Origin of the sequence: Synechococcus sp. GFB01 (assembly GCF_001039265.1) — a bacterium.
Taxonomy (GTDB): Bacteria; Cyanobacteriota; Cyanobacteriia; order PCC-6307; family Cyanobiaceae; genus NIES-981.
Genome location: NZ_LFEK01000028.1, coordinates 1 through 26342, shown reverse-complemented (window position 1 = coordinate 26342; position 26342 = coordinate 1). Strand labels below are relative to the sequence as shown.

24 protein-coding genes and 5 pseudogenes are annotated in these 26342 nt (G+C 68.7%); 19 read left to right on the top strand and 10 right to left on the bottom strand.

Annotated features, from left to right (window positions below; translation table 11 throughout):
* Positions 1 to 306 precede the first annotated feature (306 nt).
* Genes SYNGFB01_RS05005 through SYNGFB01_RS04995 form a run of 3 tightly spaced genes read left to right on the top strand, consistent with a single transcriptional unit; the run spans position 307 to position 1523 of the window.
* Positions 307 to 792, top strand: a complete 486-nt coding sequence (locus SYNGFB01_RS05005) for an allophycocyanin (RefSeq protein WP_048017185.1) — start codon at positions 307 to 309, stop codon at positions 790 to 792.
* Between the two features lie 42 nt (positions 793 to 834).
* Positions 835 to 1323 (top strand): allophycocyanin subunit beta, encoded by a 489-nt coding sequence (gene apcB / locus SYNGFB01_RS05000; RefSeq protein WP_048017183.1) that lies wholly within the window; start codon positions 835 to 837, stop codon positions 1321 to 1323.
* Positions 1323 to 1523 carry a phycobilisome linker polypeptide gene (locus SYNGFB01_RS04995; RefSeq protein ID WP_048017182.1) on the top strand — a complete coding sequence of 67 codons (201 nt, stop codon included), beginning with the start codon at positions 1323 to 1325 and terminating at the stop codon, positions 1521 to 1523. The genes apcB (SYNGFB01_RS05000) and SYNGFB01_RS04995 overlap by 1 nt, the downstream gene beginning before the upstream one ends.
* Before the next feature lie 82 nt (positions 1524 to 1605).
* Here the strand turns inward: SYNGFB01_RS04995 and SYNGFB01_RS04990 are convergent.
* The 3 genes and pseudogenes from SYNGFB01_RS04990 to SYNGFB01_RS04980 form a co-directional block, all read right to left on the bottom strand.
* Positions 1606 to 2022 (bottom strand): annotated as a pseudogene (locus tag SYNGFB01_RS04990) (F0F1 ATP synthase subunit A); the annotation flags it as partial.
* A 55-nt stretch (positions 2023 to 2077) separates the two neighbouring features.
* A complete protein-coding gene (locus SYNGFB01_RS15870; RefSeq protein ID WP_255347530.1) occupies positions 2078 to 2203 on the bottom strand; it encodes a hypothetical protein in 126 nt (41 codons plus the stop codon).
* A gap of 225 nt (positions 2204 to 2428) precedes the next feature.
* Entirely contained in the window at positions 2429 to 3808 is a 1380-nt protein-coding gene (locus tag SYNGFB01_RS04980) for a class I SAM-dependent methyltransferase (RefSeq protein ID WP_082325879.1), read from the bottom strand.
* Positions 3809 to 3996: 188 nt separating this feature from the next.
* Between SYNGFB01_RS04980 and SYNGFB01_RS04975 the strand changes: the two genes are divergently transcribed.
* The 7 genes and pseudogenes from SYNGFB01_RS04975 (at position 3997) to SYNGFB01_RS04945 (ending at position 12178) form a co-directional block, all read left to right on the top strand.
* Positions 3997 to 7008 (top strand): phycobilisome rod-core linker polypeptide, encoded by a 3012-nt coding sequence (locus SYNGFB01_RS04975; RefSeq protein WP_048017184.1) that lies wholly within the window; start codon positions 3997 to 3999, stop codon positions 7006 to 7008.
* Between the two features lie 386 nt (positions 7009 to 7394).
* A pseudogene (locus tag SYNGFB01_RS04970) lies at positions 7395 to 7877 on the top strand (allophycocyanin).
* Positions 7878 to 7919: 42 nt separating this feature from the next.
* Positions 7920 to 8408, top strand: a complete 489-nt coding sequence (gene apcB, locus SYNGFB01_RS04965) for an allophycocyanin subunit beta (RefSeq protein ID WP_048017183.1) — start codon at positions 7920 to 7922, stop codon at positions 8406 to 8408.
* The gene (locus SYNGFB01_RS04960; protein WP_048017182.1) at positions 8408 to 8608 is read left to right on the top strand and encodes a phycobilisome linker polypeptide; all 201 of its coding nucleotides are present in this window, start codon (positions 8408 to 8410) and stop codon (positions 8606 to 8608) included. Before apcB (SYNGFB01_RS04965) ends, SYNGFB01_RS04960 begins: the two co-directional genes overlap by 1 nt.
* 225 nt (positions 8609 to 8833) lie before the next feature.
* A complete protein-coding gene (locus SYNGFB01_RS04955; protein WP_048017189.1) occupies positions 8834 to 10030 on the top strand; it encodes an FtsW/RodA/SpoVE family cell cycle protein in 1197 nt (398 codons plus the stop codon).
* A 17-nt stretch (positions 10031 to 10047) separates the two neighbouring features.
* A complete protein-coding gene (locus SYNGFB01_RS04950; RefSeq protein WP_048017181.1) occupies positions 10048 to 10797 on the top strand; it encodes a cytochrome c biogenesis CcdA family protein in 750 nt (249 codons plus the stop codon).
* Positions 10798 to 10799: 2 nt separating this feature from the next.
* A pseudogene (locus tag SYNGFB01_RS04945) lies at positions 10800 to 12178 on the top strand (cytochrome c biogenesis protein ResB).
* Between the two features lie 10 nt (positions 12179 to 12188).
* Here SYNGFB01_RS04945 and queF read toward each other — a convergent pair.
* Positions 12189 to 12617 carry a preQ(1) synthase gene (queF, locus tag SYNGFB01_RS04940; protein WP_048017180.1) on the bottom strand — a complete coding sequence of 143 codons (429 nt, stop codon included), beginning with the start codon at positions 12615 to 12617 and terminating at the stop codon, positions 12189 to 12191.
* Positions 12618 to 12796: 179 nt separating this feature from the next.
* Between queF and SYNGFB01_RS04935 the strand changes: the two genes are divergently transcribed.
* Positions 12797 to 13135, top strand: a complete 339-nt coding sequence (locus SYNGFB01_RS04935; RefSeq protein ID WP_048017179.1) for a P-II family nitrogen regulator — start codon at positions 12797 to 12799, stop codon at positions 13133 to 13135.
* A 5-nt stretch (positions 13136 to 13140) separates the two neighbouring features.
* Here SYNGFB01_RS04935 and SYNGFB01_RS04930 read toward each other — a convergent pair whose 3' ends face one another.
* Entirely contained in the window at positions 13141 to 13980 is an 840-nt protein-coding gene (locus SYNGFB01_RS04930) for a TlyA family RNA methyltransferase (RefSeq protein WP_048017178.1), read from the bottom strand.
* A 129-nt stretch (positions 13981 to 14109) separates the two neighbouring features.
* On the opposite strand from SYNGFB01_RS04930, the gene SYNGFB01_RS14830 reads away from it, so the two are divergent.
* The 3 genes from SYNGFB01_RS14830 (at position 14110) to SYNGFB01_RS04915 (ending at position 16771) form a co-directional block, all read left to right on the top strand.
* Complete coding sequence (locus tag SYNGFB01_RS14830) at positions 14110 to 14328, top strand: hypothetical protein (protein WP_048017177.1); 219 nt, start codon at positions 14110 to 14112, stop codon at positions 14326 to 14328.
* A gap of 75 nt (positions 14329 to 14403) precedes the next feature.
* Positions 14404 to 15699, top strand: a complete 1296-nt coding sequence (gene purB / locus SYNGFB01_RS04920; protein WP_048017176.1) for an adenylosuccinate lyase — start codon at positions 14404 to 14406, stop codon at positions 15697 to 15699.
* 49 nt (positions 15700 to 15748) lie between these two features.
* Positions 15749 to 16771 carry an NAD-dependent epimerase gene (locus SYNGFB01_RS04915; RefSeq protein WP_048017175.1) on the top strand — a complete coding sequence of 341 codons (1023 nt, stop codon included), beginning with the start codon at positions 15749 to 15751 and terminating at the stop codon, positions 16769 to 16771.
* A gap of 20 nt (positions 16772 to 16791) precedes the next feature.
* Here the strand turns inward: SYNGFB01_RS04915 and SYNGFB01_RS04910 are convergent, their stop codons facing one another.
* The 3 genes and pseudogenes from SYNGFB01_RS04910 to SYNGFB01_RS04900 form a co-directional block, all read right to left on the bottom strand.
* On the bottom strand, positions 16792 to 18147 hold the full coding sequence (locus tag SYNGFB01_RS04910; RefSeq protein WP_048017174.1) for a HAMP domain-containing sensor histidine kinase: 1356 nt from the start codon (positions 18145 to 18147) through the stop codon (positions 16792 to 16794).
* On the bottom strand, positions 18144 to 18890 hold the full coding sequence (locus SYNGFB01_RS04905) for a response regulator transcription factor (RefSeq protein ID WP_053068335.1): 747 nt from the start codon (positions 18888 to 18890) through the stop codon (positions 18144 to 18146). The genes SYNGFB01_RS04910 and SYNGFB01_RS04905 overlap by 4 nt, the downstream gene beginning before the upstream one ends.
* A gap of 108 nt (positions 18891 to 18998) precedes the next feature.
* Positions 18999 to 21781 (bottom strand): annotated as a pseudogene (locus SYNGFB01_RS04900) (DEAD/DEAH box helicase).
* A gap of 129 nt (positions 21782 to 21910) precedes the next feature.
* Between SYNGFB01_RS04900 and SYNGFB01_RS04895 the strand changes: the two are divergent.
* From SYNGFB01_RS04895 to SYNGFB01_RS14825, 5 genes and pseudogenes are all read left to right on the top strand, one after another.
* Positions 21911 to 23106: pseudogene (locus tag SYNGFB01_RS04895) on the top strand (aminotransferase class I/II-fold pyridoxal phosphate-dependent enzyme).
* The gene (locus tag SYNGFB01_RS04890; protein ID WP_048017173.1) at positions 23103 to 23801 is read left to right on the top strand and encodes an alpha/beta fold hydrolase; all 699 of its coding nucleotides are present in this window, start codon (positions 23103 to 23105) and stop codon (positions 23799 to 23801) included. The pseudogene SYNGFB01_RS04895 and the gene SYNGFB01_RS04890 overlap by 4 nt, the downstream one beginning before the upstream one ends.
* 2 nt (positions 23802 to 23803) lie before the next feature.
* Positions 23804 to 24610: a methyltransferase domain-containing protein gene (locus tag SYNGFB01_RS04885; protein WP_235299929.1), complete on the top strand. Its 807-nt coding sequence runs from the start codon at positions 23804 to 23806 to the stop codon at positions 24608 to 24610.
* Between the two features lie 19 nt (positions 24611 to 24629).
* The gene (bioD, locus tag SYNGFB01_RS04880) at positions 24630 to 25295 is read left to right on the top strand and encodes a dethiobiotin synthase (protein WP_048017187.1); all 666 of its coding nucleotides are present in this window, start codon (positions 24630 to 24632) and stop codon (positions 25293 to 25295) included.
* Positions 25292 to 25447 carry a hypothetical protein gene (locus tag SYNGFB01_RS14825; RefSeq protein WP_200900060.1) on the top strand — a complete coding sequence of 52 codons (156 nt, stop codon included), beginning with the start codon at positions 25292 to 25294 and terminating at the stop codon, positions 25445 to 25447. The genes bioD and SYNGFB01_RS14825 overlap by 4 nt, the downstream gene beginning before the upstream one ends.
* A gap of 3 nt (positions 25448 to 25450) precedes the next feature.
* Here the strand turns inward: SYNGFB01_RS14825 and SYNGFB01_RS04875 are convergent, their stop codons facing one another.
* Entirely contained in the window at positions 25451 to 25780 is a 330-nt protein-coding gene (locus SYNGFB01_RS04875) for a hypothetical protein (protein ID WP_053068334.1), read from the bottom strand.
* A 66-nt stretch (positions 25781 to 25846) separates the two neighbouring features.
* The gene (locus SYNGFB01_RS04870) at positions 25847 to 26113 is read right to left on the bottom strand and encodes a DUF3143 domain-containing protein (RefSeq protein ID WP_048017171.1); all 267 of its coding nucleotides are present in this window, start codon (positions 26111 to 26113) and stop codon (positions 25847 to 25849) included.
* Between the last annotated feature and the right edge of the window lie 229 nt (positions 26114 to 26342).

Sequence of the window (26342 nt, the reverse complement as noted above, 5' to 3'; positions counted from 1 at the left end):
TTTACTATCTTTTCAAAGTGAAAGATACAGACCTKGATACWSBCTCGAACTCGGGCGAACAGGTTGATCAGAGCGATCAGGAGATTAACAATTGCTGCACCCTGTTGCTGTCAGCAACATCCTTGAGACCCCTTGCGGCCCAAGGGGTCTGCCAGCCAGATGCGCCATGAAGAACTGTTACCGCAGACCGAGGCGCCGACAGGCGCTGGCACAGAATGATGCGGCGATCGGCACCTGTCGACCGCTCCCTTACCCACCGGATACCGGTCTCCGTCAAGGCGGCCGCTTGTTTCGAGGCAGAACTGCATGAGCATCGTCTCCAACTCGATCATCAACGCGGACGCCGAAGCCCGCTACCTCAGCCCTGGCGAACTCGACCAGATCAAGTCGTTCGTGGCCGCGGGCCAGCGGCGCCTTCGCGTTGCTCAGGTTCTCAGCGAAAGCCGTGAGCGCATCGTCAAGACCGCAGGCGGCGCCCTGTTCCAGAAGCGCCCTGACGTGATCTCCCCCGGCGGCAGTGCCTACGGCGAGGAGATGACCGCGTCATGCCTGCGCGACATGGACTACTACCTCCGCCTGGTCACCTACGGGATCATCGCCGGAGATGTGACCCCGATCGAGGAGATCGGCATCATCGGCGCCAAGGAGATGTACCGCTCCCTCGGCGTGCCCCTCGACGCCATGGCCGAGTCGGTGCGGGAGATGAAGAACGCCGCCATGGGCCTGCTCACCGGCTCCGACGCCGAAGAGGCCGGCTTCTACTTCGACTACGTCGTCGGCGCCCTCTCCTGAGGCTGCTTCCACCTCATCATCCCCGCCACCCCAGCCGGATTCATGCAAGACGCGATCACCAACGTCATCAACCAGGCCGACGTTCAGGGCCTGTATCTCGACGGCTCCTCCATGGGTCGCCTCGAGCAGTACTTCGCCAGCGGTGAACTGCGCGTTCGCGCTGCCGCCACGATCAGCGCCAATGCCTCCACGATCATCAAGGAGGCCGTCGCCAAGGCTCTGCTCTACTCGGACATCACCCGTCCAGGCGGCAACATGTACACCTGCCGTCGCTACGCGGCGTGCATCCGCGACCTCGATTACTACCTCCGCTACGCCACCTACGCCATGCTGGCGGGTGACACCTCCATCCTCGACGAGCGGGTTCTGAACGGTCTCAAGGAGACCTACAACTCCCTGGGTGTGCCGATCGGCGCCACGGTCCAGTCGATTCAAGCCATGAAAGAGGTCACCGCCGGACTGGTTGGTCCTGACGCTGGTCGTGAAATGGCCGTTTACTTCGATTACATCTGCTCCGGCCTGGGCAACTGATGCGCCTCTTCAAGATCACGGCCTGCATCCCCTGTCCCGAGAAATCGCGGACGCAGAGGGAACTGCAGAACACCTTCTTCACCAAGTGGGTGCCTTTTGAGAGCTGGTTCGCTGAGCAGCAGCGAATCATGAAGCAGGGCGGCAGGATCCTGAGGGTCGAACTGGCCACGGGACGCCCTCAGCGCAATGTGGGCAACTGAGCCTGCAGATACCTGATCGTTCTCTGCCCGGCCCGCTGCCGGGCTTGTTGGTGCTCTGTCGCTGACCCGCTGAATTTGTTGCCCANGCCAGCGAAACGAGCAGCGCCAGGGCGATGGTGGTGTTGATGTCGGCGGTGGGGGCACCGAGCTCGCCATCCGGGAGTTCGATCAGCTTCCAGGGGATCAGGGCACCTCCCCAGTTGCTCACAAAGATGAACAGAAACAGGGTGCCGATGAAGGGCATCCAGTCGCGGTAGGCCTTCTCGCCGATCTGATCACGCGCCAGATCCCGGATGTAGTCCCAGAGGAATTCGAGCAGGTTCTGGGTGCCGCGGGGGTCGCGCTCCAGATTGCGGGTCCCCACCACGACGAGCGCCAGCAGGGCACCGATCACGACCCAGGAACTCAGGAAGACTTGGCCGTGGATCTTGAGGTTGCCGAGTTGCCAGTAGAGGTGATGGCCAACCTCCAGTTCGGCGAAGGGAAGGATGAGGGGCATCGGAGCCAGCGAAGAGGAGTTGGGGGTCGCCGAAGCGAGGCAACGGGAGGCGGGATCAGGTGTCGAAGACCGCCTGAAGGATGACCGCCGGTTTGTAGATCAGGAAGCCCAGCAGGGCGGGCAGGGTGGAGAGCTGGGGAAGCCTGGAGCAGGCCAGCACCAGCACCACGGGCACGAGCAACTGGATCTTGCCAAGCGCCGGGACTGCTCCCCGAGTCGGNCCACGCTGCGGCTGAGCAGCCACAGGTACAGAGCTCCGGCAAGGGCCCCCACCAGCAGGCTTGCGGCTGTGGCGAGGGAGGCGAACACTGCGGTCAGGACCACGGCCGCTGCGGAGAGCAGGAGGGTGGCGACCAGGAGCCGGCGTTGGAGCCTGGCATATCCCTCCATGCCGTTGTCCGGGCCGTCATCCGGGCTGGTGTCGGGAGCCCCGGAGGCTCCGACCCAGGCATCCGTGCCGGAGAATCCAGGAAGCTGGACATCCCCATCCGACGCAGACCCGGTGCCGGGGGAAGAGAAGCCGGAGAGGGAGACCGACAATCGCTTCGACCCTGGAAAGGCGCGCGGAATCTATCACGCAGGCCTCAGCAGACCGGCAGGAGCAGCCGCTGCTGCACCAGCCACGGGCCCGGGAAGCCNGATCGGGGCGGGAGCTCTCGAGGGGCAGCTCCCCGATCGCCAGCTCCGGCGAACGCTCCAGCGCCTGCAGCAGCTCGAGGTCGTCCGGCTCGATCGACAGCGGCAGCTGATCGGGGCCCAGCAGAGCGGTGGAGGGCCAGCCCNAGAGGCAGCGGTTGACCCTGCCGCGGGCGTNCAACAGCGCCGCATCGTCGCTCCAGTCGTGGCGCAGCAGCGGCGGGCGGGCCAGGAAGAACTCGAAATGGCTGATGTCGGGATCGAGGTCCTCCACCAGAGCCCACTGCTCCCGCTGGGGCAGGGCGCGGGCCCGCTCCAGCAGCTCGCCGCCCAGAAGCCTGGCCGGATCCCACACCTCAGGATTGGAAAAACCGGCGAACTCCAGACCCGCCGCGGCCACGAAGGCCAGCAGACGCTCCAGGTTGTAGCTGGTCTCCTGCGGATGCAGATACATATCGGCGAAGTTGGCGTCAGCGGCCGTGTCCAGTGCCCAGCGCTGCTCGTGATGCCGCCGGAGCCTGTTGGTCTCGGGCAGGTCGGCCAGCAGCTGACGCCCCAGTCGCAGCCCTTCGGCATCGCCGCCCACCCCCAGGCGGGTGAGGCTGCGCTGGGTGCGATGAATTTCCCAGCGACCGCCGTCGGCATAGAGAAAGAGGTGGAGCAGACCACCAGGCCTCAGCAGGCCGGCCAGGGCTCTGAGGCCGGCTTCCGGCTCACGCAGGTGGTGCAGCACCCCCACCGAATTGATGTAGTCGAAGGGTCCCTCCCCCTCGAGGTCGAGCAGGCTGCGCTGCTCGATGCGCAGCTGCCGCACCCGGGCGGCGGCCCCGGAGCGCCGCGTGCGTTCGCGGGCCAGCTCCAGCGCACCGGCGCTGATGTCCACCGCGAGCAGGCTCGCTCCGGGGTTGAGGTGGCACAGGTAGTCGGTGCTCACGCCGGTGCCGCAACCGGCATCGAGAATCCGCCAGCCGTCGCCGTCGAACCCTGGCGAGGCCGGCACCGCTCCGGTCGCGAAAGCCCAGGCACTGTCGACGCACCAGCGCCAGTTGTAGCCGGGCGGAGGGCCGTCCTGAAGCGGATCGCCGGGGTAGGGGAAACGGTCGTAGAAGGCGCTCACCACCGGCGTGGCGGCATCACTCGGGGTCGGCATCACGGGCGGTCGATTTCAGGGCTGGCCAACGGCGCTGATGGGGAGCCGAGGCAGAGGCCGGAGCTCAGGCTTGCGAGCTTTTCACGGCGGGGGCGGACCCCGGGCAGACGCTGCAAACATTTGTTCATGGCGCCCCGGCAGGCCCTGGCGTGAGCCGTAAGTTGGCCCAGCCCGGCTTGCACTCGTCGATGACCGTGACCGCCAGCAGCGGCAGCACCAGGGTCGCCCCGCAGCGCTACGACACCCTGCCGCTCTCGAGCGTCCGGCAGGCCGAGCAGCAGGACCGCTTCCCTGATGGCGGTGAACTCGACAGCCTGATCACCTTCTTTCAGAGCGGCAGCAAGCGGGTCGAGGCGGCCCGGCGCATCAGCGCCAACGCCGAGGCGATCGTGGCCCGAGCCGCCGGTCGCATCTTCTCGGGCGGCACTCCCCTCTCCTATCTCGACGCGCCGCTGACCCCGGCAGCGGACGCCGAGGCCACCCCGCTGGCCGCCGACCAGGCCGCCTTCCAGCGTTCGGTGCAGACCTTCAGCGGCACCAGCGGCGGCACGGGCCGCGGCAACCTGATCAGCCGTCTGCTCGAAGGGGCGGGCGGTGATGCCGATGTGCGGATCGTGCTGCCCACCGGCTTCGCCCCGATCTCGGTGGCCCGCTATGGCACGGCCCGGATGAAGAAGTCGATCCGGGACCTGGCCTGGTTCCTGCGCTATGTCGGGTACGCCCTGGTGGCGGGCGATCCCAGCATCCTGGTGGTCAACACCCGCGGCCTGCGCGACATCCTCGAGAAGGCCTGCTCCCTGGCCGCCACCAACGTGGCTCTGCAGGAGATGCGCGCCGCAGCCGCGGACCTCTGCAAGGACGATCCCGGCATGCGCCAGCTGGTGATCGACTACTTCAACGTGCTGATCGCCGAGCTGGAGGTGCCCACACCCTCGGCCCGCCAGCGCCTTGGGAGCCCCCTCAACCAGGGTCTGCAACTGCCCGCCACCTATGCCCTGGCAGCCGACGGCAGGCAGCGGTTCATCATGCGACCGCGGCTCAGTGGAGCCCAGAAGGCCGAAGTGATCCGCGCCGCCTATCGCCAGGTCTTCGAGCGCGACATCGCCAAGGCCTACAGCCAGATGCCCTGCCCGGTCGAAGCGACCCAGGTACGACGCGGCGACATCTCGATGCGCGAATTCATCCGCGCCCTCGGGCACAGCAAGGAGTATCAGCAGCAGTTCTACGGCCGCTTCGTGAACAGCCGCGTCGTGGAACTGGCCTTCCGCCACTTCCTGGGCCGTGGCATCAGCTCCCGCGAGGAATTCACCCGCTACTTCGACATCGTCTCGGCCCAGGGCCTCAAGGGCCTCGTGGACTCCCTGGTCAACTCGATGGAGTACGCCCGGGCGTTCGGCGAGGAGACCGTTCCCTACCTGCGCGACCTGGGCGAGGAAGCCCAGGAGAGCGCCGGCTGGGGCAGCAACCGCAAGCTGTTCCGCTTCAGTGCTCCTTTCGAGGGGGCACCCCAGTACGTCACCCTCTACGCCGCCTATCGGCAGGCCTTCCCCGACCAGCACCCCTACGGAGGGGGCAACGATCCCCTGGCACTCACCTACGGGGCCATCTTCCCCTCCGGCACGGCCAATGTGGCCACCCGGCCGGCACCCTTCAGCTACGACAGCCGCCGCATCCTGATCAGCAACGGCCTGCGTCAGCCGGGGCAGATGGACAGCCCCCAGTTCCGGCAGGCAAGCCCGCGGCGGGTCGGACCGAAGGTGATGCGTCTGCAGCAGATCGCCACCGGCGGCAGTTCTGTGCCAAGGCGCGGCGGTCAGCCGAGCGTGCGCGGCACCGAGAGCACAACCCAGGCGGTGATCAACGCCGTGTATGTGCAGATCCTCGGCAATGCGGGCTATGCCGGTGAGCGCAACAAGGTGGAGGAGATCAAGCTCGAGAACGGCGACATCAGCCTGCGCGAATTCGTGCGCCAGGTGGCTCGCAGCGAGGCGTTCCGCCGGCGCTACTGGAGCGGCCTCTACATCACCAAGGCGATCGAAGTGATGCATCGCCGCATCCTCGGCCGGCCCAGCTTCGGTCGCTGGGAGATTGACGCGTACTTCGATACGGCAGCCCGGCAGGGTTTCTACGGAGTGGTGGATCGTATGATCAACAGCCGTGAATACAACGAGTGCTTCGGCGAAGACACCGTTCCCTATGAGCGCTTCATCACCCCGGCCGACCGCAACGCCCGCCAGGTGCCGTCCCTGCGACGCGCCTTCAATGCCGCCGCCTACACCGAGCCGGGCGGCGCCAAGCGCCCCGAGGTCACCCCGCCATCGCAGTTCCGTGGCGCCGGTTCCCTGACGCCGCGCAACCTGCCGGGCGGCCGCCAAGTGATCCGCGGTGGCTGGAGCGCGAAGATCGCCGGCGGCGAGGCGGTGGCCAGCTCCAGCCAGACGCCGCAGGGGCCGGCAAGCATCCGCAGCGCCCCGGCCCCGAGCCGCCGCTGGCGCCCGACCGGGGTGAGCACCGGTTTTGCCCCGGGAGCCCCTCGCCCCGGGTTGGGTAGCATCGGGCTTCCCAGTCCTGTCCCGGGTGGCTGGAGCAAGAGCGTCAGCAGCGGCGTGCTGAGCGGCCCGGTCCGCCCGCCGGGAGCCGCGATGGTCCAGGCTCTCAAGACCGGCCAGCCCCAGGGATTCAAGCGTCGTCAGAGCCTGGGCAGGCCTGTGCAACTGCCGCGTGATCCAAGTGAATCCCAGGTGCGCGAAGCGATCGATGCGGTCTACCGCCAACTGCTCGGCCGCTCCGTCCTCGCCGCTGAGCGGCTCACCGACAGCGAATCCCAGTTCCGCAACGGCCAGCTCACCGTGTCTGAATTCGTGGCTGTCGTTGCCGTCAGTGAACTGTTCCAGCAGCGCCTCAGCCGCCTCGCGCCGCTGAGAGCAGCCAATGCGGCTCATCTGGCCTTGCTGGGACGCGCCGCCCAGCCCCACGAAGCCAGCCGCTTCCTGGCTACCCGGACCGGCAAAGGCCAGTTAGCGGCCGTGGAGCACCTGCTGAACAGCAGCGAATCTTCACAGGTGTTCGGGCAGGACACCGTGCCCTATCTGCGGGGCATGGCCACCGCCGACGGGCTTCCTCTGGCCACGGTGAACCGAACCGCTGCCCTCTATGCGGGCAACGCCGGTCTCACCCCTTCACCACGCGGCGCCGTCTGATCCGCAGCAGACCACACAACCGGCAGCACCAGCACACGGGGTGCCCCCTCTCCCTGAGCCTCCCGGATCGGCATCCGGGAGGTTTTGTGGCATTTACTATCTTTCAAAGTGAAAGATACAGACCTCGAACTCGGGCGAACAGGTTGATCAGAGCGATCAGGAGATTAACAATTGCTGCACCCTGTTGCTGTCAGCAACATCCTTGAGACCCCTTGCGGCCCAAGGGGTCTGCCAGCCAGATGCGCCATGAAGAACTGTTACCGCAGACCGAGGCGCCGACAGGCGCTGGCACAGAATGATGCGGCGATCGGCACCTGTCGACCGCTCCCTTACCCACCGGATACCGGTCTCCGTCAAGGCGGCCGCTTGTTTCGAGGCAGAACTGCATGAGCATCGTCTCCAACTCGATCATCAACGCGGACGCGAAGCCCGCTACCTCAGCCCTGGCGAACTCGACCAGATCAAGTCGTTCGTGGCCGCGGGCCAGCGGCGCTTCGCGTTGCTCAGGTTCTCAGCGAAAGCCGTGAGCGCATCGTCAAGACCGCAGGCGGCGCCTGTTCCAGAAGCGCCCTGACGTGATCTCCCCCGGCGGCAGTGCCTACGGCGAGGAGATGACCGCGTCATGCCTGCGCGACATGGACTACTACCTCCGCCTGGTCACCTACGGGATCATCGCCGGAGATGTGACCCCGATCGAGGAGATCGGCATCATCGGCGCCAAGGAGATGTACCGCTCCCTCGGCGTGCCCCTCGACGCCATGGCCGAGTCGGTGCGGGAGATGAAGAACGCCGCCATGGGCCTGCTCACCGGCTCCGACGCCGAAGAGGCCGGCTTCTACTTCNACTACGTCGTCGGCGCCCTCTCCTGAGGCTGCTTCCACCTCATCATCCCCGCCACCCCAGCCGGATTCATGCAAGACGCGATCACCAACGTCATCAACCAGGCCGACGTTCAGGGCCTGTATCTCGACGGCTCCTCCATGGGTCGCCTCGAGCAGTACTTCGCCAGCGGTGAACTGCGCGTTCGCGCTGCCGCCACGATCAGCGCCAATGCCTCCACGATCATCAAGGAGGCNGTCGCCAAGGCTCTGCTCTACTCGGACATCACCCGTCCAGGCGGCAACATGTACACCTGCCGTCGCTACGCGGCGTGCATCCGCGACCTCGATTACTACCTCCGCTACGCCACCTACGCCATGCTGGCGGGTGACACCTCCATCCTCGACGAGCGGGTTCTGAACGGTCTCAAGGAGACCTACAACTCCCTGGGTGTGCCGATCGGCGCCACGGTCCAGTCGATTCAAGCCATGAAAGAGGTCACCGCCGGACTGGTTGGTCCTGACGCTGGTCGTGAAATGGCCGTTTACTTCGATTACATCTGCTCCGGCCTGGGCAACTGATGCGCCTCTTCAAGATCACGGCCTGCATCCCCTGTCCCGAGAAATCGCGGACGCAGAGGGAACTGCAGAACACCTTCTTCACCAAGTGGGTGCCTTTTGAGAGCTGGTTCGCTGAGCAGCAGCGAATCATGAAGCAGGGCGGCAGGATCCTGAGGGTCGAACTGGCCACGGGACGCCCTCAGCGCAATGTGGGCAACTGAGCCTGCAGATACCTGATCGTTCTCTGCCCGGCCCGCTGCCGGGCTTTTTTGTTGGTGCTCTGTCGCTGACCCGCTGAATTTGTTGCCCAGGACTCGACANGNCGACCCGGCTCACGGCTGAATGGGGGCTCGCTGCTCCGGGTCTAGGCCCGCGCGCTCTTGCCGCCCCCCATCGCCCTCTCCAACCATCCCCGTGCCCGGGGACGCTCTCGTGATCAGGCGAGCATCAAGGCCACGGAGCAGCGTCATTCACGAGGCGGCTGGCTTCCCCTGCCTCTGCAGGCCTGGCCGGCCGAGGCACGCCTGCTCCTGGTTCTGGTGGCCCTCTGGAGCGTGATCGGCCTGTTGGTGCTTGGGTCCGCCAGCTGGTGGGTGGCCGAGCGGGAGATGGGCGATGGCGCCTTCTACGTGAAGCGCCAGCTGATCTGGATGGTGGCCAGCTGGGGCCTTCTGTGGCTGGGAATCCGGAACAGCCTGCGCCGCTGGATGCACCTGGCCCCGATGGCTCTGTTGGTGGGATGCCTGCTGGTGGCGGCCACCCTCGTGATGGGCAGCACCGTGAACGGAGCCAGCCGCTGGCTGGTGCTCGGCCCCATTCAGCTGCAACCCTCGGAACTGGTCAAACCGTTCGTGGTCCTTCAGGGCGCAGCCNTCTTCGCCCACTGGAAGCGGAGCGGCTTCGATCAGAANCTGCTCTGGCTGGGGNTTTTCGGCGCGCTGATCCTGCTGATTCTCAAGCAGCCCAATCTCAGCACCGCTGCCCTCAACGGCTTGCTGCTGTGGCTGATGGCCCTGGCCGGCGGGGTGCAGCTGCCACTGCTGCTGGGGGCAGCCGGTGGGGGTGGCCTGCTCGGCACACTGAGCATCCTTCACAACGACTACCAGCGCCTGCGGGTGATCTCCTTCCTCAACCCCTGGCACGATGCCCAGGGTGACGGGTACCAGCTGGTGCAGAGCCTGATGGCGATCGGCTCGGGAGNCCTGCTCGGCGAGGGGTATGGCCTCTCCACCCAGAAGCTGCAGTACCTGCCCATCCAGAGCACCGATTTCATCTTCGCGGTGTTCGCCGAGGAGTTCGGCTTCGTGGGCTCGCTTGCCCTGCTGGTGTTCCTGCTGCTGTTCGGATTCGTGGGCCTGAGGGTGGCCCTCAGCTGCCGCAGCAACCAGCAGCGACTGGTCGCCATCGGCAGCACCACCCTGCTGGTGGGGCAGTCGATCCTCAACATCGCCGTGGCCAGCGGGGCCATGCCCACCACCGGTCTGCCGCTGCCGCTGATCAGCTACGGAGGCAACTCCCTGATGGCCAGCCTGCTCGTCTGCGGCCTGCTGATCCGCTGCTCCCTCGAGGGTGCCGGTCTGAGCGACCAGCCCCGCCGCCAGCGGCGGCATGCCGGCCACGAAGCCACCCCGGCCAGCCGATAGCCGGATAGGCTGCAAGGATGCTCACCCTTGGGGCCCTTCTGCTTGATCGGGGCGTCGATTGGGCCCGCAGCAGTGAGGCGCTGCTGCAGACCTCCCTGGCGGCACCCGGCCCTGCCACCCTGGCGGTGGTCTTCGCCGGCGGTCTGCTCACCAGCCTGGGCCCATGCTCGCTGTCTCTGCTGCCGGTGACCNTGGCCTACCTGGCCGGCTTCAGCGGTCAGCAGCAGGGAGCGAGCTCCCACAGGCCTTGGCTCCGCAGCGTCAGCTTTGCCGGTGGCATCGTGGCCGCCCTTGTACTGCTGGGGCTGGCCAGTTCTGTGCTGGGTCGTCTCTATGGCCAGGTCCCGGGCCTGATCCCCACCCTGGTGGCGCTGCTCGCCCTGGTGATGGGTCTCAACCTGCTGGGGCTGCTGCGCCTGCCGCTGCCGGCAGGCCCAGATCCTGAACTCTGGCGTCGCAGGGTACCGGCACCGCTGGCACCGCTGGCGGCTGGCCTGGCCTTCGGACTGGCCGCCACGCCCTGCACCACGCCCGTGCTGGCGGTGCTGTTGGGGTGGATGGCGCAGAACGGCAGGCCCCTGGTGGGCATGCTGCTGCTCACCAGCTTCGGTGCCGGTCAGGTGATGCCGCTGCTGCTGGCCGGCACCGCAGCGGCCTGGCTGCCGGGCCTGTTGCGGCTGCGGGCGGTGGGTCAATGGGTGCCTCCGATCAGCGGCGTGGTGCTGGTGACCACGGGGGTGCTGACGCTGGTGACCCGCTTCAGCTGACGGTGAGCGTGCCTTCCTCCTCCCCCTTGCGGTTACCCACCCCGCTCACCCGCCTGGCTGCCTGGGTCTCCGACCTGCGCCTGGCGATCCTTCTGCTGGTGCTGATCGCAGTGGCCAGTGGCATCGGCACAGCGATCCCGCAGCGCGAACCGGAGGAGCTGTACCACCGGCTCTACGATCCCAGTCCCTGGCTGGGGCTGCTGCACGCCGACGGGCTGCTGACCCTGCAGCTGGACCATGTGTATTCGAGCGGCTGGTTCCTGGCACTGCTGGGNTGGCTGGCTCTGGCCTGATCCTCTGCAGCTGGCGACGCCAGTGGCCGGCTCTGCAGGCCGCCCTGCGGTGGATCGACTACCGCTCAGCCCGACAGCTCAGCAAGTTGAGCGTGGCCGAAACCGTGCCCGCCAGCGAGGGCGGCAGCGATGCCGAGCAGCTGCTGGAGGCTCTCGAGCGACACCTGCGGGCGCGGGGGTGGCAGATTCAGCGTCCGGCGGTGAGTGACGCTGGCACCCCNTGCGGCACTGCCAAGGCCGCAGGCCCGCCCCGGCTGGCGGCCCGCTGGGGCCTGCTGGGACGGGTGGGNCCCCTGCTGGTGCATGCCGGCCTGGTGGTGCTGATGCTGGGAGCGGCCTGGGGATCCCTCGCCGGACAGCGGCAGGAGCAGTTCCTGGCTCCGGGCCGCCGCCTGGAACTGCTCGACAGTCGCGGCCACAGCCAGCTCACGGTGGCCCTCGATCGCTTCGCGGTGGAGCGCGATCCCGCCGGCCGGCCGGAGCAGTTCAGGTCGCAGCTGCGGCTGCTGGAGGGCGACGGCGGCCCCGACACCGCCGTGCTCCGCGAGGGCGAGATCAGCGTCAACCATCCGCTGCGATTCCGGGGCATCACCCTGTACCAGGCCGACTGGGCCCTGGCGGCGATCGACGTGCAACTGGGCCGCAGCCCGGTGCTGCAGCTGCCGCTCCAGCCGTTCCCGCAGCTGGGTGAGCAGGTGTGGGGCCTGGTGCTGCCCACCCGTCCCGACGGCAGCGAGCCGGTGCTGCTCAGCCTCACCAGCGAGCAGGGTCCGGTGGATGTGTATGGCCCTGACGGCCAGCTGCTGGCCCAGCTGCCGGTGGGCGGCGAACCCCGGGAGGTCAAGAGCCTGCCCCTGCGGGTGGCGAGAGTGCTGCCGGCCAGCGGCATTCTGCTCAAGCGGGACCCGGGCGTGCCCCTGGTCTACGCGGGCTTCGCCATCGCCCTGCTGGGCGGCGGACTGAGCCTGATCGCCACCCGCCAGATCTGGGCGGTGGTGGAAGCCGGCCGGCTGCATGTGGCCGGCCTCTGCAACCGCAACCTCACCGCGTTCGCCCGCGAGCTGCCGGCCCTGCTGGCCGAACTCTGAGAGGGATGGCTCAGCAGGGTTGACGGCTGCCGTGGCTGACCCGCACCACGGTGTGCACATTGCCACGCGGGTTGAAGTCGGCCTCGAGCTGCATCCACACCGGATCGCTGGCGGCGACGAAATCGTCGAGGATGCGGTTGGCCGCCTCCTCGTGGGAGATGGAACGGTCGCGATAGCTGTTGATATAGAGCTTGATCGCCTTGAGCTCCATGACCCGCGGACCGGGTTGATAGACCAGCCGGAGTGTGGCGAAGTCCGGATATCCGGAAAAGGGGCACGTGCAGGTGAACTCGGGCAGGGTGATGGCGATCTCGTAGGGCCGCCCCGGCCGCGGATTGTCGAAGCAGATCAACTCGGCCGTGGCGATCGCCCGCTCGCCGTACAGCGGGGTGCGGGTCTGGTCTGTGGCGCTGGGGGGGAACTGGGGGTGGKKGGCCATGGGCGGCGATCAGGCCAAAGCGCGATGCTAGGGAGCACACTCCAGGTAGCAACCGCTACGACGGAGCCCACCGGGCTCAGGCCTAATGGGACCGTCTCGCTTGGCTGGTGAGCCACCACCGCTGCGGGATCACCTGAGAGACTCCACTACAGCCCATCTCCATCAGCTCAGCAGCTGCCATGAAAAANGTCGAGGCCATCATTCGTCCCTTCAAGCTCGAGGACGTCAAGATCGCGCTGGTGAATGCGGGCATCGTGGGCATGACCGTGAGTGAGGTCCGGGGCTTCGGGCGGCAGAAGGGTCAGGTGGAGCGCTATCGCGGCTCGGAGTTCACCGTCGAGTTCCTCCAGAAGCTCAAGCTCGAGATCGTGGTCGACGACGGCCAGGTCGACACCGTGATCAATGCCATTCAGGACGCCGCCCGAACCGGCGAGATCGGTGACGGCAAGATCTTCGTGAGCACGATCGACTCGGTGATCCGGATCCGCACCGGCGACCGCGACAGCGGCGCCATCTGAGTGATTCAGCCGCCGCGGCCGGCCGGCGTCTGGGCCACCAGCTGAACCACCTGCTCTGGCGGCAGGGTGGCTTCGGATGCGGGGCCCTCCCCGGCAGATCGCCTCAGCCAGAGCAGGAATTCGCGGTTGCCGGCCGGCCCGGTGATCGGCGAAGCCACAAGTCCGCAGGCCGCCAGGCCCAGGCCAGCAGCCGCACCGATCACACCGTTGATCGCATCGACCTGGGCCGCCGGATCGCGCACCACGCCTCCCTTTCCCACCCGGGTTCTGCCTACCTCGAACTGGGGCTTCACCAGCAGCACCAGATCCACTGCCCCCTGTGGCACCAGCAGGCCCAGCAGGGCCGGCAGGACCAGAGCGAGGGAAATGAACGACACATCGGCCACAGCCAGATCAGGCCAGGGGTCATCCGGCCCGTAGAGCTGCTCGGGCTTGAGATGGCGCAGGTTGGTGCGCTCGCGCAGCACCACCCTGGGGTCGCACCGCAGGGCCCAGGCAGTCTGGCCGTAGCCCACGTCGATGCCGTAGACGCGCGCGGCTTCGTGCTGCAAGAGGCAATCGGTGAAGCCACCGGTGGAGATGCCACCATCGAGACACACCCGGCCCTGCACGGCGATCGGGAATGCCGCCAGGGCACCGGCCAGCTTCTCTCCCCCGCGCGAGACGAAGCGGGGCGGCAGCTGGACCTCGAGGTTCTGCTCCGGGNTCACGGCGGCGCCGGGCTTGTCGAGGATGTGCTCGCCGCTCCGCACCCTCCCGGCGCGGATCAGCTGCTGGGCCTGCTGCCTGCTGTCCGCAAGCCCCCGGGCCACCAACTCCAGGTCCAGGCGCTGCCGCGACGCCATTCAGGCCGCCTCCGCAGACGGATCGGGGTTGTGATCAAACCACACAGGAATCGGAACAAACTCCAACGATGTTCGGCCCGGCCCGGGACCGGCCGGAGGATGGCGCCAACGACAGCTCCCTGACCCAGCTTGGCCCGCAGTCGCGCCCCTGGCTCCCCTGCTCCCGCAGCATCCAACGTGCTGGAACTGCTGCAGCCCGGAAGCTTCGTTCGTCTCCGCAATCAGCCCTCCGATCTGCCCCCTTTCCAGCTGATTCAGTGCCGCGGCGGCCGCTGCTGGGTGCGCCAGCAGGCCTGGGGATCGCTGGTGCAGTGGGAGGTGGAACACAAACGCCTGCGCAGCGCCTGAGCCGCGCCGCCTGAGTGTGTTCGGGGCCGATCCCGACGCCCCATACATTGGTCTGGATGTGAGCCCGCGGCGGCCTTGATCGAGCGTTACACCCTGCCCGAGATGGGCGCCATCTGGAGCGAGCAGGCCAAGTTCCAGAGCTGGCTGGATGTGGAGATCGCCGCCACCGAGGCCAACGCCGAACTGGGCCGGGTGCCGGCCGAAGCCGTGGCCACGATCAAGCAGAAGGCCAGCTTCTCGGTGGAGCGCATCCTCGAGATCGAGGCCGAGGTGCGGCACGACGTGATCGCCTTCCTCACCAACGTGAACGAGCACGTGGGCGATGCGGGGCGCCACATCCACGTGGGCATGACCAGCTCGGATGTGCTCGACACCGGCCTGGCCCTGCAGCTGAAAGCCTCGGTGCGGCTGCTGCGCGCTGAGCTCGACAGGCTGGCCGACGCCATCCGCGAGCTGGCCCGCGACCACAAGACCACGGTGATGATCGGCCGCAGCCACGCCATCCACGGCGAGCCGATCACCTTCGGCTTCAAGCTGGCCGGCTGGCTGGCCGAGGTGGAACGCAACCGCGAGCGGCTCGAGCGGCTGGAACGGGTGGTGAGCGTGGGCCAGATCAGCGGCGCCATGGGCACCTACGCCAACACCGACCCGCGCGTGGAGGAGATCGCCTGCGCCAGGCTCGGCCTGGTGCCCGACACGGCCAGCACCCAGGTGATCGCCCGCGATCGCCATGCCGAATACGTGCAGACCCTCGCGCTGGTGGGCGCGGCTCTGGAGCGCTTCTCCACCGAGATCCGCAACCTGCAGCGCACCGACGTGCTGGAGGTGGAGGAGAACTTCGCCAAGGGTCAGAAGGGCAGCTCGGCCATGCCCCACAAGCGCAACCCGATCCGCAGCGAACGCATCAGCGGCCTGGCCCGGGTGCTGCGCAGCTACGTGGTGGCGGCGCTGGAGAACTGCGCCCTCTGGCACGAGCGCGACATCAGCCACAGCTCGGTGGAGCGGATGATGCTGCCCGACTGCTCGGTGACCCTGCACTTCATGCTGCGGGAGATGACCGAGGTGGTGAAGGGTCTGGGCGTCTACCCCGTCAACATGGCCCGCAACATGAACGTGTACGGGGGCGTGGTGTTCAGCCAGCGGGTGCTGCTGGCCCTCGTCGAGGCCGGCATCAGCCGCGAAGAGGCCTATCGGATCGTGCAGCGCAACGCCCACACCGCCTGGAACACCGCCGGCGGTGACTTCCGCGCCAACCTGGAGGCGGACCCGGATGTGACCGGTCGCCTCAGCCCCCTGCAGCTCGCCGATTGCTTCGCCACCGAGGTGCATCAGGCCAACCTGGGCGTGATCTGGCAGCGGCTGGGGATCTGAGCAGGGATGTGAGCGGGATCCCGACCACGGCGGGGAGGAGCATGGAGTCATGACCGTTCTTGTCACCGGCGCCGCCGGCTTCATCGGCTACCACCTCAGTCGCCGCCTTCTGGAGCGGGGCACGGCGGTGCTCGGCTTCGACAACCTCAACCCCTACTACGACCCGGCCCTCAAGCGTGCCCGCCTGGAGCGCCTGCAGCGCTGCGCCGCCGAGACGGGCACCCCGTTTCAGCTGATCGAGGCGGATCTGGAGGATGGGGCTGCGGTGGCCTCGACCTTCGCGCAGCATCGTCCCTCCCGGGTGGTGAACCTGGCGGCCCAGGCCGGCGTTCGCTACTCGATCGAGAACCCGGCCGCCTACATCCAGGCCAACCTGGTGGGCTTCGGCCACATCCTCGAAGGCTGCCGCCTGCACGGCATCGAGCATCTGGTGTACGCCAGCAGCAGTTCGGTGTACGGAGGCAACACCAACCTGCCGTTCTCCGAGCACCGGGGCGTGGACCACCCCGTGAGCCTCTATGCCGCCAGCAAGAAGGCCAACGAGCTGATGGCCCACACCTACAGCCACCTCCACGGCCTGCCGGCCACGGGCCTTCGCTTCTTCACGGTGTACGGACCGTGGGGACGACCTGACATGGCCCTGTTCCTGTTCACCAAGGCAATGCTGGAGGNCCGGCCGATCCAGGTGTTCAACAACGGGCGGATGGTGCGCGACTTCACCTATGTCGACGACATCATCGAGAGCCTCATCCGCGTGCTCGACAAGCCGGCCCAGCCAGACCCCNGTTTCGACCCGGCCCATCCCGACCCCGCGACCAGCTGGGCGCCGCACCGGGTGTTCAACATCGGCAATTCCAACCCCACGCCCCTGATGGACTACATCGAGGCGATCGAGCTGGCGCTGGGGATGACGGCCCAGAAGCAGTTCCTGCCGATGCAGCCCGGCGATGTTCCCGCCACTGCGGCCGACACCTCCGCCCTGGAAGCCTGGACGGGGTTCCGGCCCGACACGTCGGTGCGCGAGGGCGTGGCCCGGTTCGTGGCCTGGTATCGCGAGTTCTACGCGATCTGAGCGGCGCGCAGGCCCGCGGCTCAGATCTCGACCTGCAGGGCCCGCGGCAGCATCAGGCTGACGCGCAACCCACCGCAGGGGGCGGGCAGCAGCCGCAGCGTTCCGCCATGGTCGCGGCAGAAGCGCTGCACGATCGCCAGGCCCAGGCCCCGATGGCGGCTGCGCTGGCGATCATCGGAACGCGGCAGCAGACCAGTGGCGGCCGCCTGGTAGTCGGGGAGGCCGAGACCGTGGTCGTCGACCAGAAGCTCAAGGCGGGGTGAACGTCGCGCCTGGGCCCGGATCACGACCGGCGCGGCGCCATACTCCAGGCCGTTGTCGATCAGATTGATCAGGCTCCGCTGCAGCATCTCCTGATTGAGCCGCACCAGCAATCGCGGCACCTGCAGCCGCACGGCACCAGGGGGATAGCTCTGGGCGATGCGGGCGCAGATCTCATCGAGGCTGAAGCAGCTGGCCCCCGCCCCGGGATCGTCCTGGCTGGCCAGGGCGGCGAGCTGGTCGGCCAGGGCAGCCAGCTGATCCAGATCGCTCTCGACACCCACCAGGATCTGGCGCCTGTCCTCCGGCTCTCCCCGCTGCTGGAGCAGCTGGCTGCGCAGCACCAGGCGGCTGAGCGGACTGCGCAGATCGTGGACCAGGCCCCGCAGCAGATCGCGCCTAGACGCTGCCCGACCGTTGTGCTGCTCGATCAGCTGATTGATGCCACGGGCGAGGCTCCTGACCGTCAGCAGGCCCTGCTCCGGCACCAGCGGCAGGCTGTCATCGTGGGGTGAGGCCTCCGGCAGAGCCGCCAGCAGTCGCCGCAGCGGCAGCTCCACCCGCAGCTGAAGAAACAGCAGCAGACCCACCACCCCACCACCGATGAAGGTGATGCTGCGCACCAGGGGCCAGAAGAACGGCAGGCTGGAGAAGCTCGAAGGAACGTAGAGCCAGATCTGAGAGCGGTCCGCCGGCCGACCGGCAAGCGCCACCCAGTAGCCACCCAGCACATGCTGCAGGGGTGCCTCATCTCTGAGCAGCCGCCGCTCGATCCCGTGCTGGTCACGCAGGTTGCGTTGCAGGGACCGATCAAAGCGGCTCGTCAGAGGAGCGGAGCCCGGCAGCAGCGCGTCCCGAGGCGTCTCTCGCACCGTCACGCCCTTGGGCAGATCCCGAGCGGTCTCGAAGCGGAGCAATGCCTCGGTGAGCTCCACCTGACGAATGATCCGCTCCGTGAGCGACTGAATCAGGGCCGGCTCCATCAGACGCTGCAGGGCCAGGAAGGCCACCAGGAAAGAGACGGCGCCGCCGAGCAGCCAGAAGACGAGCAGCTGCAGCCAGTCACGGCCGGAGAAACGCAGCGGGCGATCGCTGCCAGGGTTCCACCAGCTCACGCGGGCAGTGACTCCACCGCCGAGATCCCGAGCCGGTAGCCTCGCCCCCNNCACCGCCTCGATCGGGGCTGCGGCGGCACGCCCNNACCTGCGTCGCCGCTGCTGCTGNNNAGCCGCTCCAGCAGGCGCCGCAGCTTGGAGATGCGCACATCCAGGGTGCGGCTCTGGCCCGGCTCCACCAGGGTGCCGCAGGCCTGGGCGAGCTGCTCCCGGCTGAGCACCAGACTGGGGGCCTGACAGAAGGCCAGCAGCAACGCCGTTTCACCGCGACTGAGCCGCTCCGAACGGCCATCGGCAGCGGTCACGAGCTGTTCGGAGGGATGGAACTGCAGTTCACCGATGCGGTAGGCGTGCTGGCGACGGAGGTCGGCGCGGCCTCCCTCCGCGGCACGCAGCAGGTTGGTCAGACGCAGTTGGAGCTCCCGCGGCAGAAACGGCTTGGCCAGGTAGTCGTCGGCCCCCACCTCCAGACCCTGCACCCGATCGGCGGGCTCCCCCAGGGCGGAGAGCATCAGCACCGGAAAGCGGTGCCCCGCCTGGCGCAGGTTGGCCAGCACCTGGGTGCCGGGCTTCTGCGGCAGCATCTGGTCGAGCACCAGCAGGTCGGGGGAGCCGCTCTCGAGGGCATCCTCGAGGCTGCCGGGCTCGTTGAAGCAGCTCACCTGCCAGCCGCAGTCGACCAGAACCTCCTCCACCAGCCGGCAGAGCTCTTGGTCGTCGTCGAGGATCCAGATCCGCGCCACCGATCCTGACCCAGCTGACCTCTCTTAGCAGACCTTGGGCAGACTGGGGGTGTTCCGGTTGAGGACTCGGCTGCGGTGGCAGGCCGGCCTCAGCGCCTGATGCCGGGCTCAGCTCACCAGGTCACTGTGAGGACTGGCGAAAGCCGGTGGATCGGGCAGGTCCTGCCGATCGTCGCCGGCTGGGGCTGCCGGCACCAGATCCTCCAGTTCGCAGACCGGGAATCGGTTGATGGCCGCCAGCGCCCGGCGGGCCTTGTCGCGCAGCTGCTGGCTCACGGCCTCGGCATAGGGGATCTGGGCCAGCAGATCCACGGTGCGACGCAGCACCCGCACCACATCGCCCTCATCGAGTGATGTGTTGGCGATCACCTCGCTCCAGCTGGCGCCGCGGGCCCAGGCATGCACCAGGCCGGTGAGCTCCGGCTCCCACCAGATCGGGAAGACGACCCGGGCCAGTTCCTGCTGACGGCCCAGCTGGCGGCGCAGGCTGCGCAGGTCGTGCATCGCCTCCTCCACGGCCGGCGGCGGCGACCAGGCGCACCAGAGATCGGGCCGGTTCACCTCGGTGGAGACCGCCTCGAGGACCGCGGCGAGTTCAGCGGGGGCGAGCGCGTCGAGATGACCGCTCATCAGCGCCAGCCCCAGCCAGAGCTCGTTGTCGCCGCGCAACGCCGCCACGGTGCGGCCCACCTCGGTGGGATCGAGCCCGTCGTCACCGGCCAGGGCGCCGAAGTGGCGCAGCACGTCGATCAGGGCCAGGAAGGTGTCCCAGTGGCGGTTGGCGCGGAAGTGCAGCAGCCGCTGGCGCTCCTCGATCTCGGCAGCCAGCTCCTCCATGCGGCGCCGGTGCTTCTTGAGTTGCTTGCGCTCCCCCCAGCGGTGGGCGGGGTGACCCTCGAGCTCCGCCTCCAGCTGGTGCACCAGAGCGGCCTGGGTCTGCACCTCGCCGGCCAGGTCGTACTGCGGCGTGGCCATGTCGTGGCGACTGGCCATCGACGCCACCGCCAGGGCCAGCCCCCCGCTGGCCTGGTCGCCATGGTGGTGCTCGCCGCTGCGCTGCAGCGGCGGCACCTCGAGCTGGCTCACCTGCAGGCAGCTGAGCTCGGCGTGCAGGCTCACCACGGCACTGCAGGGCACCAGGATCCAGAGGTTCTGATCGGTGAGGCACTTGAGCAGGGGGAACTGACCGGGCCCCTGCACCTTCTCCACCAGCACGGCCGGGNTGATCNGCCCCGCAGGNCCGGCGCCTTCAGGCTCAGCAGCGAACCNTCGCTGGCGAACTGCAGGNCGAGGNTGAGCTCGTGGGCCACGGTCTCCTCGGCCTGATGCTGCAGGGTGCGCAGCAGACGCCGCTCCTCGCGCAGGCGGCCGCGCTGCTTCTCGTAGGCATCGAACAGTTCCCAGGGCACCTCGCCGGAACCCTCGCCAAGCCCGCTCTGGAGCGCCTCCAGCTGCCCCTGCAGCGCAGCGATGGCGGCCTGATCCTCGGCCAGATCCAGCGTGGCCAGATAGCGGCCGAAGCTGCGCTCCACCAGCTCCCTGGCCTTGGCCAGGTCGTAGCGCTGCAGCAGGTTGAGCACCATGCCGTAGCTCGGTGTGAACTGGCTCACCAGCGGATCGGCGGGCGCCAGGGCCAGCTGACCGGCCTCGCGCACCCCCTCGAAGCGGCTCTGCACCGTGACCACATACCCCTGGGAATCCAGACCACGCCGACCCGCCCGCCCGGCCATCTGGAGGAACTCGCTGCCCATCAGCGGCCGGTGCCCTCGCTCGGTGCGCTTCGAGAGGGCCGAGATCACGGTGCTGCGGGCCGGCATGTTGATGCCGGCGGCCAGGGTCTCGGTGGCGAACACCACCTTGATCAGACCCTGCTGGAAGAGATCCTCGATCAGCTCCTTCCAGGCCGGCAGAACACCGGCGTGGTGCGAGGCGATGCCGCGCAGCAGCAGATCGACGTGCCCGTCCCGCACCGCCTCCGGACTCACCGCCTGGAAGGCCTCCAGGCGCGCCTGGATCCGCGCCTGCTCCTGGGGATTGACCAGGCAGAGCCTGCCCAGATCCCGCACCCCCTTGTCGCAGCCACGACGGCTGAAGATGAAATAAATGGCCGGCAGCATCTGGCGCTCGGCCATCTGAGCGATCACGAAGGCCAGCGGTGGCGGCTCGGGCTGGGGGGNCTTGGGCGTCTTCGGGCCCTTGCGACGGTTCCCCTTGGGTGCCCGCCACACCTTGCAGTTGGGGTGCAGCGCGGTGCCCTCCTCGTTGAGCAGGGGGTGGAGGCCCTTGGCGCTGCAGAAGCTGAACGCGAGCGGCACCGGCCTGTGGTCGCTGTGCACCAGGCGGGTCGGACCATGCACCGCCTCGATCCAGTCGGTGAGCTGACCGGCGTTCGCCACGGTGGCCGAGAGGGCCACGAGCTGCACCGAAGACGGGCAGTGGATGATCGATTCCTCCCAGACGGTGCCGCGCTGGGAATCGTTCATGTAGTGGCACTCATCGAGCACCACCGCCTCCACATCGGCGAGGGGATCGTCGTCGGGGTGGTCGATCTCCGCATAGAGCATGTTGCGGAAGATCTCGGTGGTCATCACCACCACCTGGGCNTCGCGGTTGAGGCTCAGATCACCCGTGAGCAGGCCCACCCGCTCGGCGCCGAACTGGTCGCGGAAATCGCGCAGCTTCTGGTTGCTGAGGGCCTTCAGCGGCGTGGTGTAGAAGACCTTGCGGCCATGGGCCAGAGCCCGGTGAATGGCGTACTCGCCCACCAGGGTCTTGCCCGAGCCCGTGGGGGCACTCACCACCACCGAGTGGCCCTGGTTGAGTGCGTCGATCGCCTCGAGCTGGAAGGGATCGAGGGAGAAGGGGAACAGCGTCGGCAGATCCAGGGCCAGATCCGGCGACTCAGCCACGCTGCTGGCGGGGTTGGCTCATCTGCGCATCCTATGGGTCGCCGGCTCCGGCTGCCCGGAAGGCGATGATGCAGCTCAAGCGACCCCNGGCGCCTCAGAGAACCCCGGGCCATGGCCACCGACGACGGCACCGCATCCTGGCGCGAGGCTCTCCACCGTCAGCTGCAGGCGATCCCACCGCAACGCCGGCGCCAGCTGCGCAGCTACGCCCCGGTTGAGGCGCCGGCCACGCTGCAGGCCTCGCACGGTGCCCTGCTGGATCTGGCCAGCAATGACTATCTCGGTTTCAGCCGCCATCCGGCCGTGGTGGCTGCCGCGCAGGCCGCGGCAGCCACTGAGGGGGTGGGAGCCGGTGCCTCGCGCCTGGTGAGCGGCGGCCGGCCGGTGCATGCCGACCTGGAAGCGGCGCTGGCGATCTGGCTGGGGCGCGAACGGGTGCTGCTGTTTTCCAGCGGTTTCCAGGCCAATCTGGCAGCGGTGTGCGGCCTGGCCGATCGCCACAGCCTGGTGCTGGCCGACCGACTGATCCATCACTCACTGCTGGTCGGCGTGCGGGCCAGCGGGGCCGGGCTGCAGCGCTTCCATCACAACGACCTGCATCACCTCGAGCAGAAGCTGCAGGCCGCCCGGCGGCGGCGACCGGACCAGCGGCTGCTGGTTATCAGCGAAGGGCTGTTCTCGATGCAGGGCACCAGCCCGGATGTGGCGCGCCTGGCCCACCTCTGCGAACGCTCCGGAGCCGCCCTGCTGCTCGATGAGGCCCACGCGCTGGGGGTGCTGGGCCCCGGCGGCCGCGGCCTCGGCCATGGCATCAACGGCATCGCCTGATCAGCGGCACCTTCGGCAAGGCCTTCGGCAGTGGCGGGGCCTTTCTGGCGGGCGAGGAAGCGGTGATGGATTGGCTGCTGCAGAGCAGCGGCGCCTTCCGCTACACCACCGCCCTGGCGCCACCCCTGGCCGCCGGCGCCCTGGCCGCCCTGGAGTTGCTCAGGGCCGAGCCAACCGGCAGCGGTGCCGACCGCGGCGCCGCCCTGCTGGAGCGAGCGCGCCGCTGGCGCGAAACCCTGGCGAAGGCCGGCTGGCCGCGCCCCCCCGGCGAAGGGCCGGTCCTGCCCCTGCTGGTGGGTGATGACCAGCAGGCCCTGATGCTGCAGGAGCGCCTTGAGGCGGCCGGCCTGCTGAGCGTGGCGATCCGCCCCCCCACCGTGCCGGAGGGCACGGCCCGGCTTCGATTGGTGCTGCGCCACGACCTGCCACCGGGCACATTGGAACTGCTGCTCCATGCCCTGGGCCCGCCGCCTCCATGACCACCCTGCTCGCCATGCACGGCTGGGCCGGCGACTGCCGGGGCTGGGCTGCGTTCGGGGCGGGGGCGGCCGCCCGCGGCTGGACGTTCAGCAGCCCCAACCGCGGCTATGGAGCCCTGCCTCCCCAGCAGCCGGTCTGGCCTGACGCGGCCGGGCGGAGAGTGCTTCTGGCCCATTCGCTGGGGCCCCATCTCCTGGCCGATGCGGTGCTGGCGGCCGCCGATGCGGTGGTGCTCCTGGCCAGCTTCGGCCGCTTCGTGCCGGAGGGTTCCGCCGGCCGCCGTCTGAGCACCGCCCTGGCCGGCATGGCCAGCGCCCTCGACGGAACGCCGCAGCAGGCCGAGGCAATGCTCGAGGAGTTTCTGACCCGGTCCTGCGCGCCTCAGCCGCTGGCGGCGCTTCCCTGCTCGATCCTCGATCGGCCGCTGCCGCACGCAGGCCAGACCAGGCTGCGCAACGACCTGCGGCGTCTGGCCGCCAGCACCGATCTGCCCGCCGCCATGCCGCGCCATGTGCCCTGCCTGATCGTGGAGGCGGGTGAGGACCGGATCGTGGCGCGGGAAGCCAGCACGATGCTGCGCCAGGCGCTGCCGCAGGCCGATCGGCTTGTGCTCGGGGGAGCCGGCCACGCTCTGCTGGTCAGCCCCGTGGTGCCGATGGTGATGGGCTGGATCGAGGCGCTGGAAGTGGCATGACCATGGCACCGATGCCAGGCCCCGTCTCCAGCGCACAGGTGCGCCGACGCTTCGAGCAGCACGCACCCCACTACGAGGGGCAGGCCACCCTGCAGCGCGCCATCGCCTGGCGGCTGGCGCGTCTGATCCATCCCCTGCCACTGCCCGCTGGCCCCCGCGCCGACCTCGGAGCCGGCACCGGTCTGCTGGGGCAGGCGCTGCGGCAGCAGGCCGCGGCAGCGGGCCTGGATCACAGCGAGCGAGCGGCTGCCGCTCCGCTGCTCCAGCTGGATCTCTGCGCCGAGCTGCTCAAGCGCAACCCGCTCCCCTGGCGGCGCCAATGGGATCTGGAGCAGGGGCTGCCGCCCGAGCTGGCCGGTGCGGCCCTGCTGTGCTCGAGCTTCGCGCTGCAGTGGCTGGCGCAACCGGCGAGCCAGCTGCGGCACTGGTGCGACACGCTGCAGCCCGGCGGCTGGTTGGCGCTGGCCGTGCCCACCGCCGGCAGCTTTCCGGAATGGCACGCCGCCGCAACCTGCGCCGGCGTGCCCTGCACGGCCCTGCCGCTCCCCACGGCTGAAGGGCTGATCGCCGCCGCCGAACCCCTGCTCACCCTGCAGCGGCAGGAGCGACTGCGCTTCCGCCGCTGCTATGGCAGCGGTCGCGGCTTCCTGGGCAGGCTGCGCCGGCTGGGGGCCGGAGCCAGCCCCGGCCCGCGCCTCTCGGCCGGCCAGTTGCGTCAGCTGCTGCAGGCCTGGGCCAGCGATGGTCGGGTGAGCTGGGAGGTGCTGCTGCTGGTGGGCCGGAAAACGGGGAGCCATGATCGCGGCTGAGCCGCCACCCCAGGCCGCCATGAGCCCATCCACCCCCTCCAGGCCCCGGCTGGTGGTCTGCGGCACGGATACCGATGTGGGCAAGACGGTGGTCAGCGCCCTGCTGGTGCAGGGGCTGGCGGCCCACTACTGGAAGCCTGTGCAGAGCGGACTGGAGGGATGCGGCGACAGCGGCCGCCTGCAGGCTCTGCTGGGGCTGCCGGCGGAACGAATCCTGCCGGAGGCCTACCGGCTGCGGGAACCCGCCTCGCCCCACTGGGCGGCCGAACTGGAAGGCCGGCTGCTGGATCCCAGCCGGCTGGAGCTGCCCGACCCGCCAGGGCCCCTGGTGGTGGAGACCGCCGGCGGGCTGATGGTGCCGCTCACCCGCACCTGGCTGCAGATCGATCAGCTGGAGCGCTGGCACCTGCCGGTGGTGCTGGTGGCCCGCAGCGGCCTCGGCACCCTCAACCACACCCTGCTGTCACTCGAGGCGTTGCGGCGGCGTGGGATTACCGTGCTGGGGCTGGTGCTCAACGGCCCCCCCCACCCGGACAATCCCCGCACGCTCGCGGCCCTGGGCGACCTGCCGGTGCTGGCCGAACTGCCGCCCCTGCAACCTCTCAGCGCCACTGCCCTGGCGGCCGAATGGCAGCGCCACGACCTCAGCCATACTTTGACAGCGGCCCTGGAGCGGGTGCCATGACCCCCAAGAACTGGCTGATCAGCGCCATTCTGGTGCTTCTGTGCGGCGGCATCCTGGTGCTGTTCACCGATGTGGAAACGAGCCTGGCCCGCTGGCTGAACTGCGGTCCCTTCGCACCGCAGAGCGAGCGCCAAACCGACATCTGCCGCTGAGGCTCAGGGCGGGTGGTCGCCCCGCAGGGGGCAGTGGCCGGAGAGACGCATCACGTTGTGCTTGGCGTGGGGCAGGGGCCAGCCCTGGCGCAGCTGGTCGTGCACGAGCTCGATCTGGGACAGGGACCAGCCCTCGGTTTCCAGCTGCACACGGATCGCCTGCCACTGTCCTTCGGCGAACAACTCGATGGATCCCCGGAGCGGGGATCCCTCAGCGCGGCTGCCTCCCGCTCCGGGGCGCTCCGGCCTTGATCCGCCGCGCCGGGGCAGATCCTCGGGCTGCAGGAAACGGTTGGACAGAGGACCGGTCTGGCAGGGTTCGATCAACACCATGTTGGCAAGTTCCGGCGGCCCTGCATGCCGCCCCCCCCCCCCGCCTGCGCCCGCCTGCCCCACGGACTAGGGACCCGCCAGGATGGCCGCCTCGGCATCGGCGCGAGAGAGGCCATAGGGGAAGTGTCGCGCCACGGTGCGCCCCTGCTGATGCCAGCTCACCCGCAGCTCTTCGATCTCCAGTTCGATCTCGGCGGTCCAGCTGGGACCCCGCAGATCCCAGATGCACAGGTTTTCTGGCTGCTGCACGGCCCCGAGACCGCGCAACCAGTGTTCCAGGGCGGGCAGCGGATGGTTGTAGAGCGGCGTGCGGGCGCTGGGAAGCTCGCTCATCGGTTCGATCTGTCGCTGCCAGCCTGCCAGCCGCCCGCGTCGGTCGTGGACCGGGGCCGGGACGGGCTCAGCTGGGCGGCCACCAGCTGGGCCAGGCCATCAGTTCGGCGCCGCGCATCCAGGCCAGTCCAACCCCCAGAGCCAGCGACAGCACCAGGGCCATCGCCAGCAGCAGCAGGGCCAGCCACTCGCCGCCGGACAGGGCCCGCCGCACCCATCGGGACGCAAG

What these genes read in the sequence shown, in the direction of transcription:
- SYNGFB01_RS05005 (WP_048017185.1), top strand. Translation starts at nt 307, where the DNA reads ATGAGCATCGTCTCCAACTCGATCATCAACGCGGACGCCGAAGCCCGC.
- SYNGFB01_RS04890 (WP_048017173.1), top strand. Translation starts at nt 23,103, where the DNA reads ATGACCACCCTGCTCGCCATGCACGGCTGGGCCGGCGACTGCCGGGGC.
- SYNGFB01_RS04960 (WP_048017182.1), top strand. Translation starts at nt 8,408, where the DNA reads ATGCGCCTCTTCAAGATCACGGCCTGCATCCCCTGTCCCGAGAAATCG.
- SYNGFB01_RS04995 (WP_048017182.1), top strand. Translation starts at nt 1,323, where the DNA reads ATGCGCCTCTTCAAGATCACGGCCTGCATCCCCTGTCCCGAGAAATCG.
- apcB (WP_048017183.1), top strand. Translation starts at nt 835, where the DNA reads ATGCAAGACGCGATCACCAACGTCATCAACCAGGCCGACGTTCAGGGC.
- SYNGFB01_RS14825 (WP_200900060.1), top strand. Translation starts at nt 25,292, where the DNA reads ATGACCCCCAAGAACTGGCTGATCAGCGCCATTCTGGTGCTTCTGTGC.
- SYNGFB01_RS04975 (WP_048017184.1), top strand. Translation starts at nt 3,997, where the DNA reads ATGACCGTGACCGCCAGCAGCGGCAGCACCAGGGTCGCCCCGCAGCGC.
- SYNGFB01_RS04870 (WP_048017171.1), bottom strand. Translation starts at nt 26,113, where the DNA reads ATGAGCGAGCTTCCCAGCGCCCGCACGCCGCTCTACAACCATCCGCTG.
- SYNGFB01_RS04885 (WP_235299929.1), top strand. Translation starts at nt 23,804, where the DNA reads ATGGCACCGATGCCAGGCCCCGTCTCCAGCGCACAGGTGCGCCGACGC.
- SYNGFB01_RS04875 (WP_053068334.1), bottom strand. Translation starts at nt 25,780, where the DNA reads ATGGTGTTGATCGAACCCTGCCAGACCGGTCCTCTGTCCAACCGTTTC.
- bioD (WP_048017187.1), top strand. Translation starts at nt 24,630, where the DNA reads ATGAGCCCATCCACCCCCTCCAGGCCCCGGCTGGTGGTCTGCGGCACG.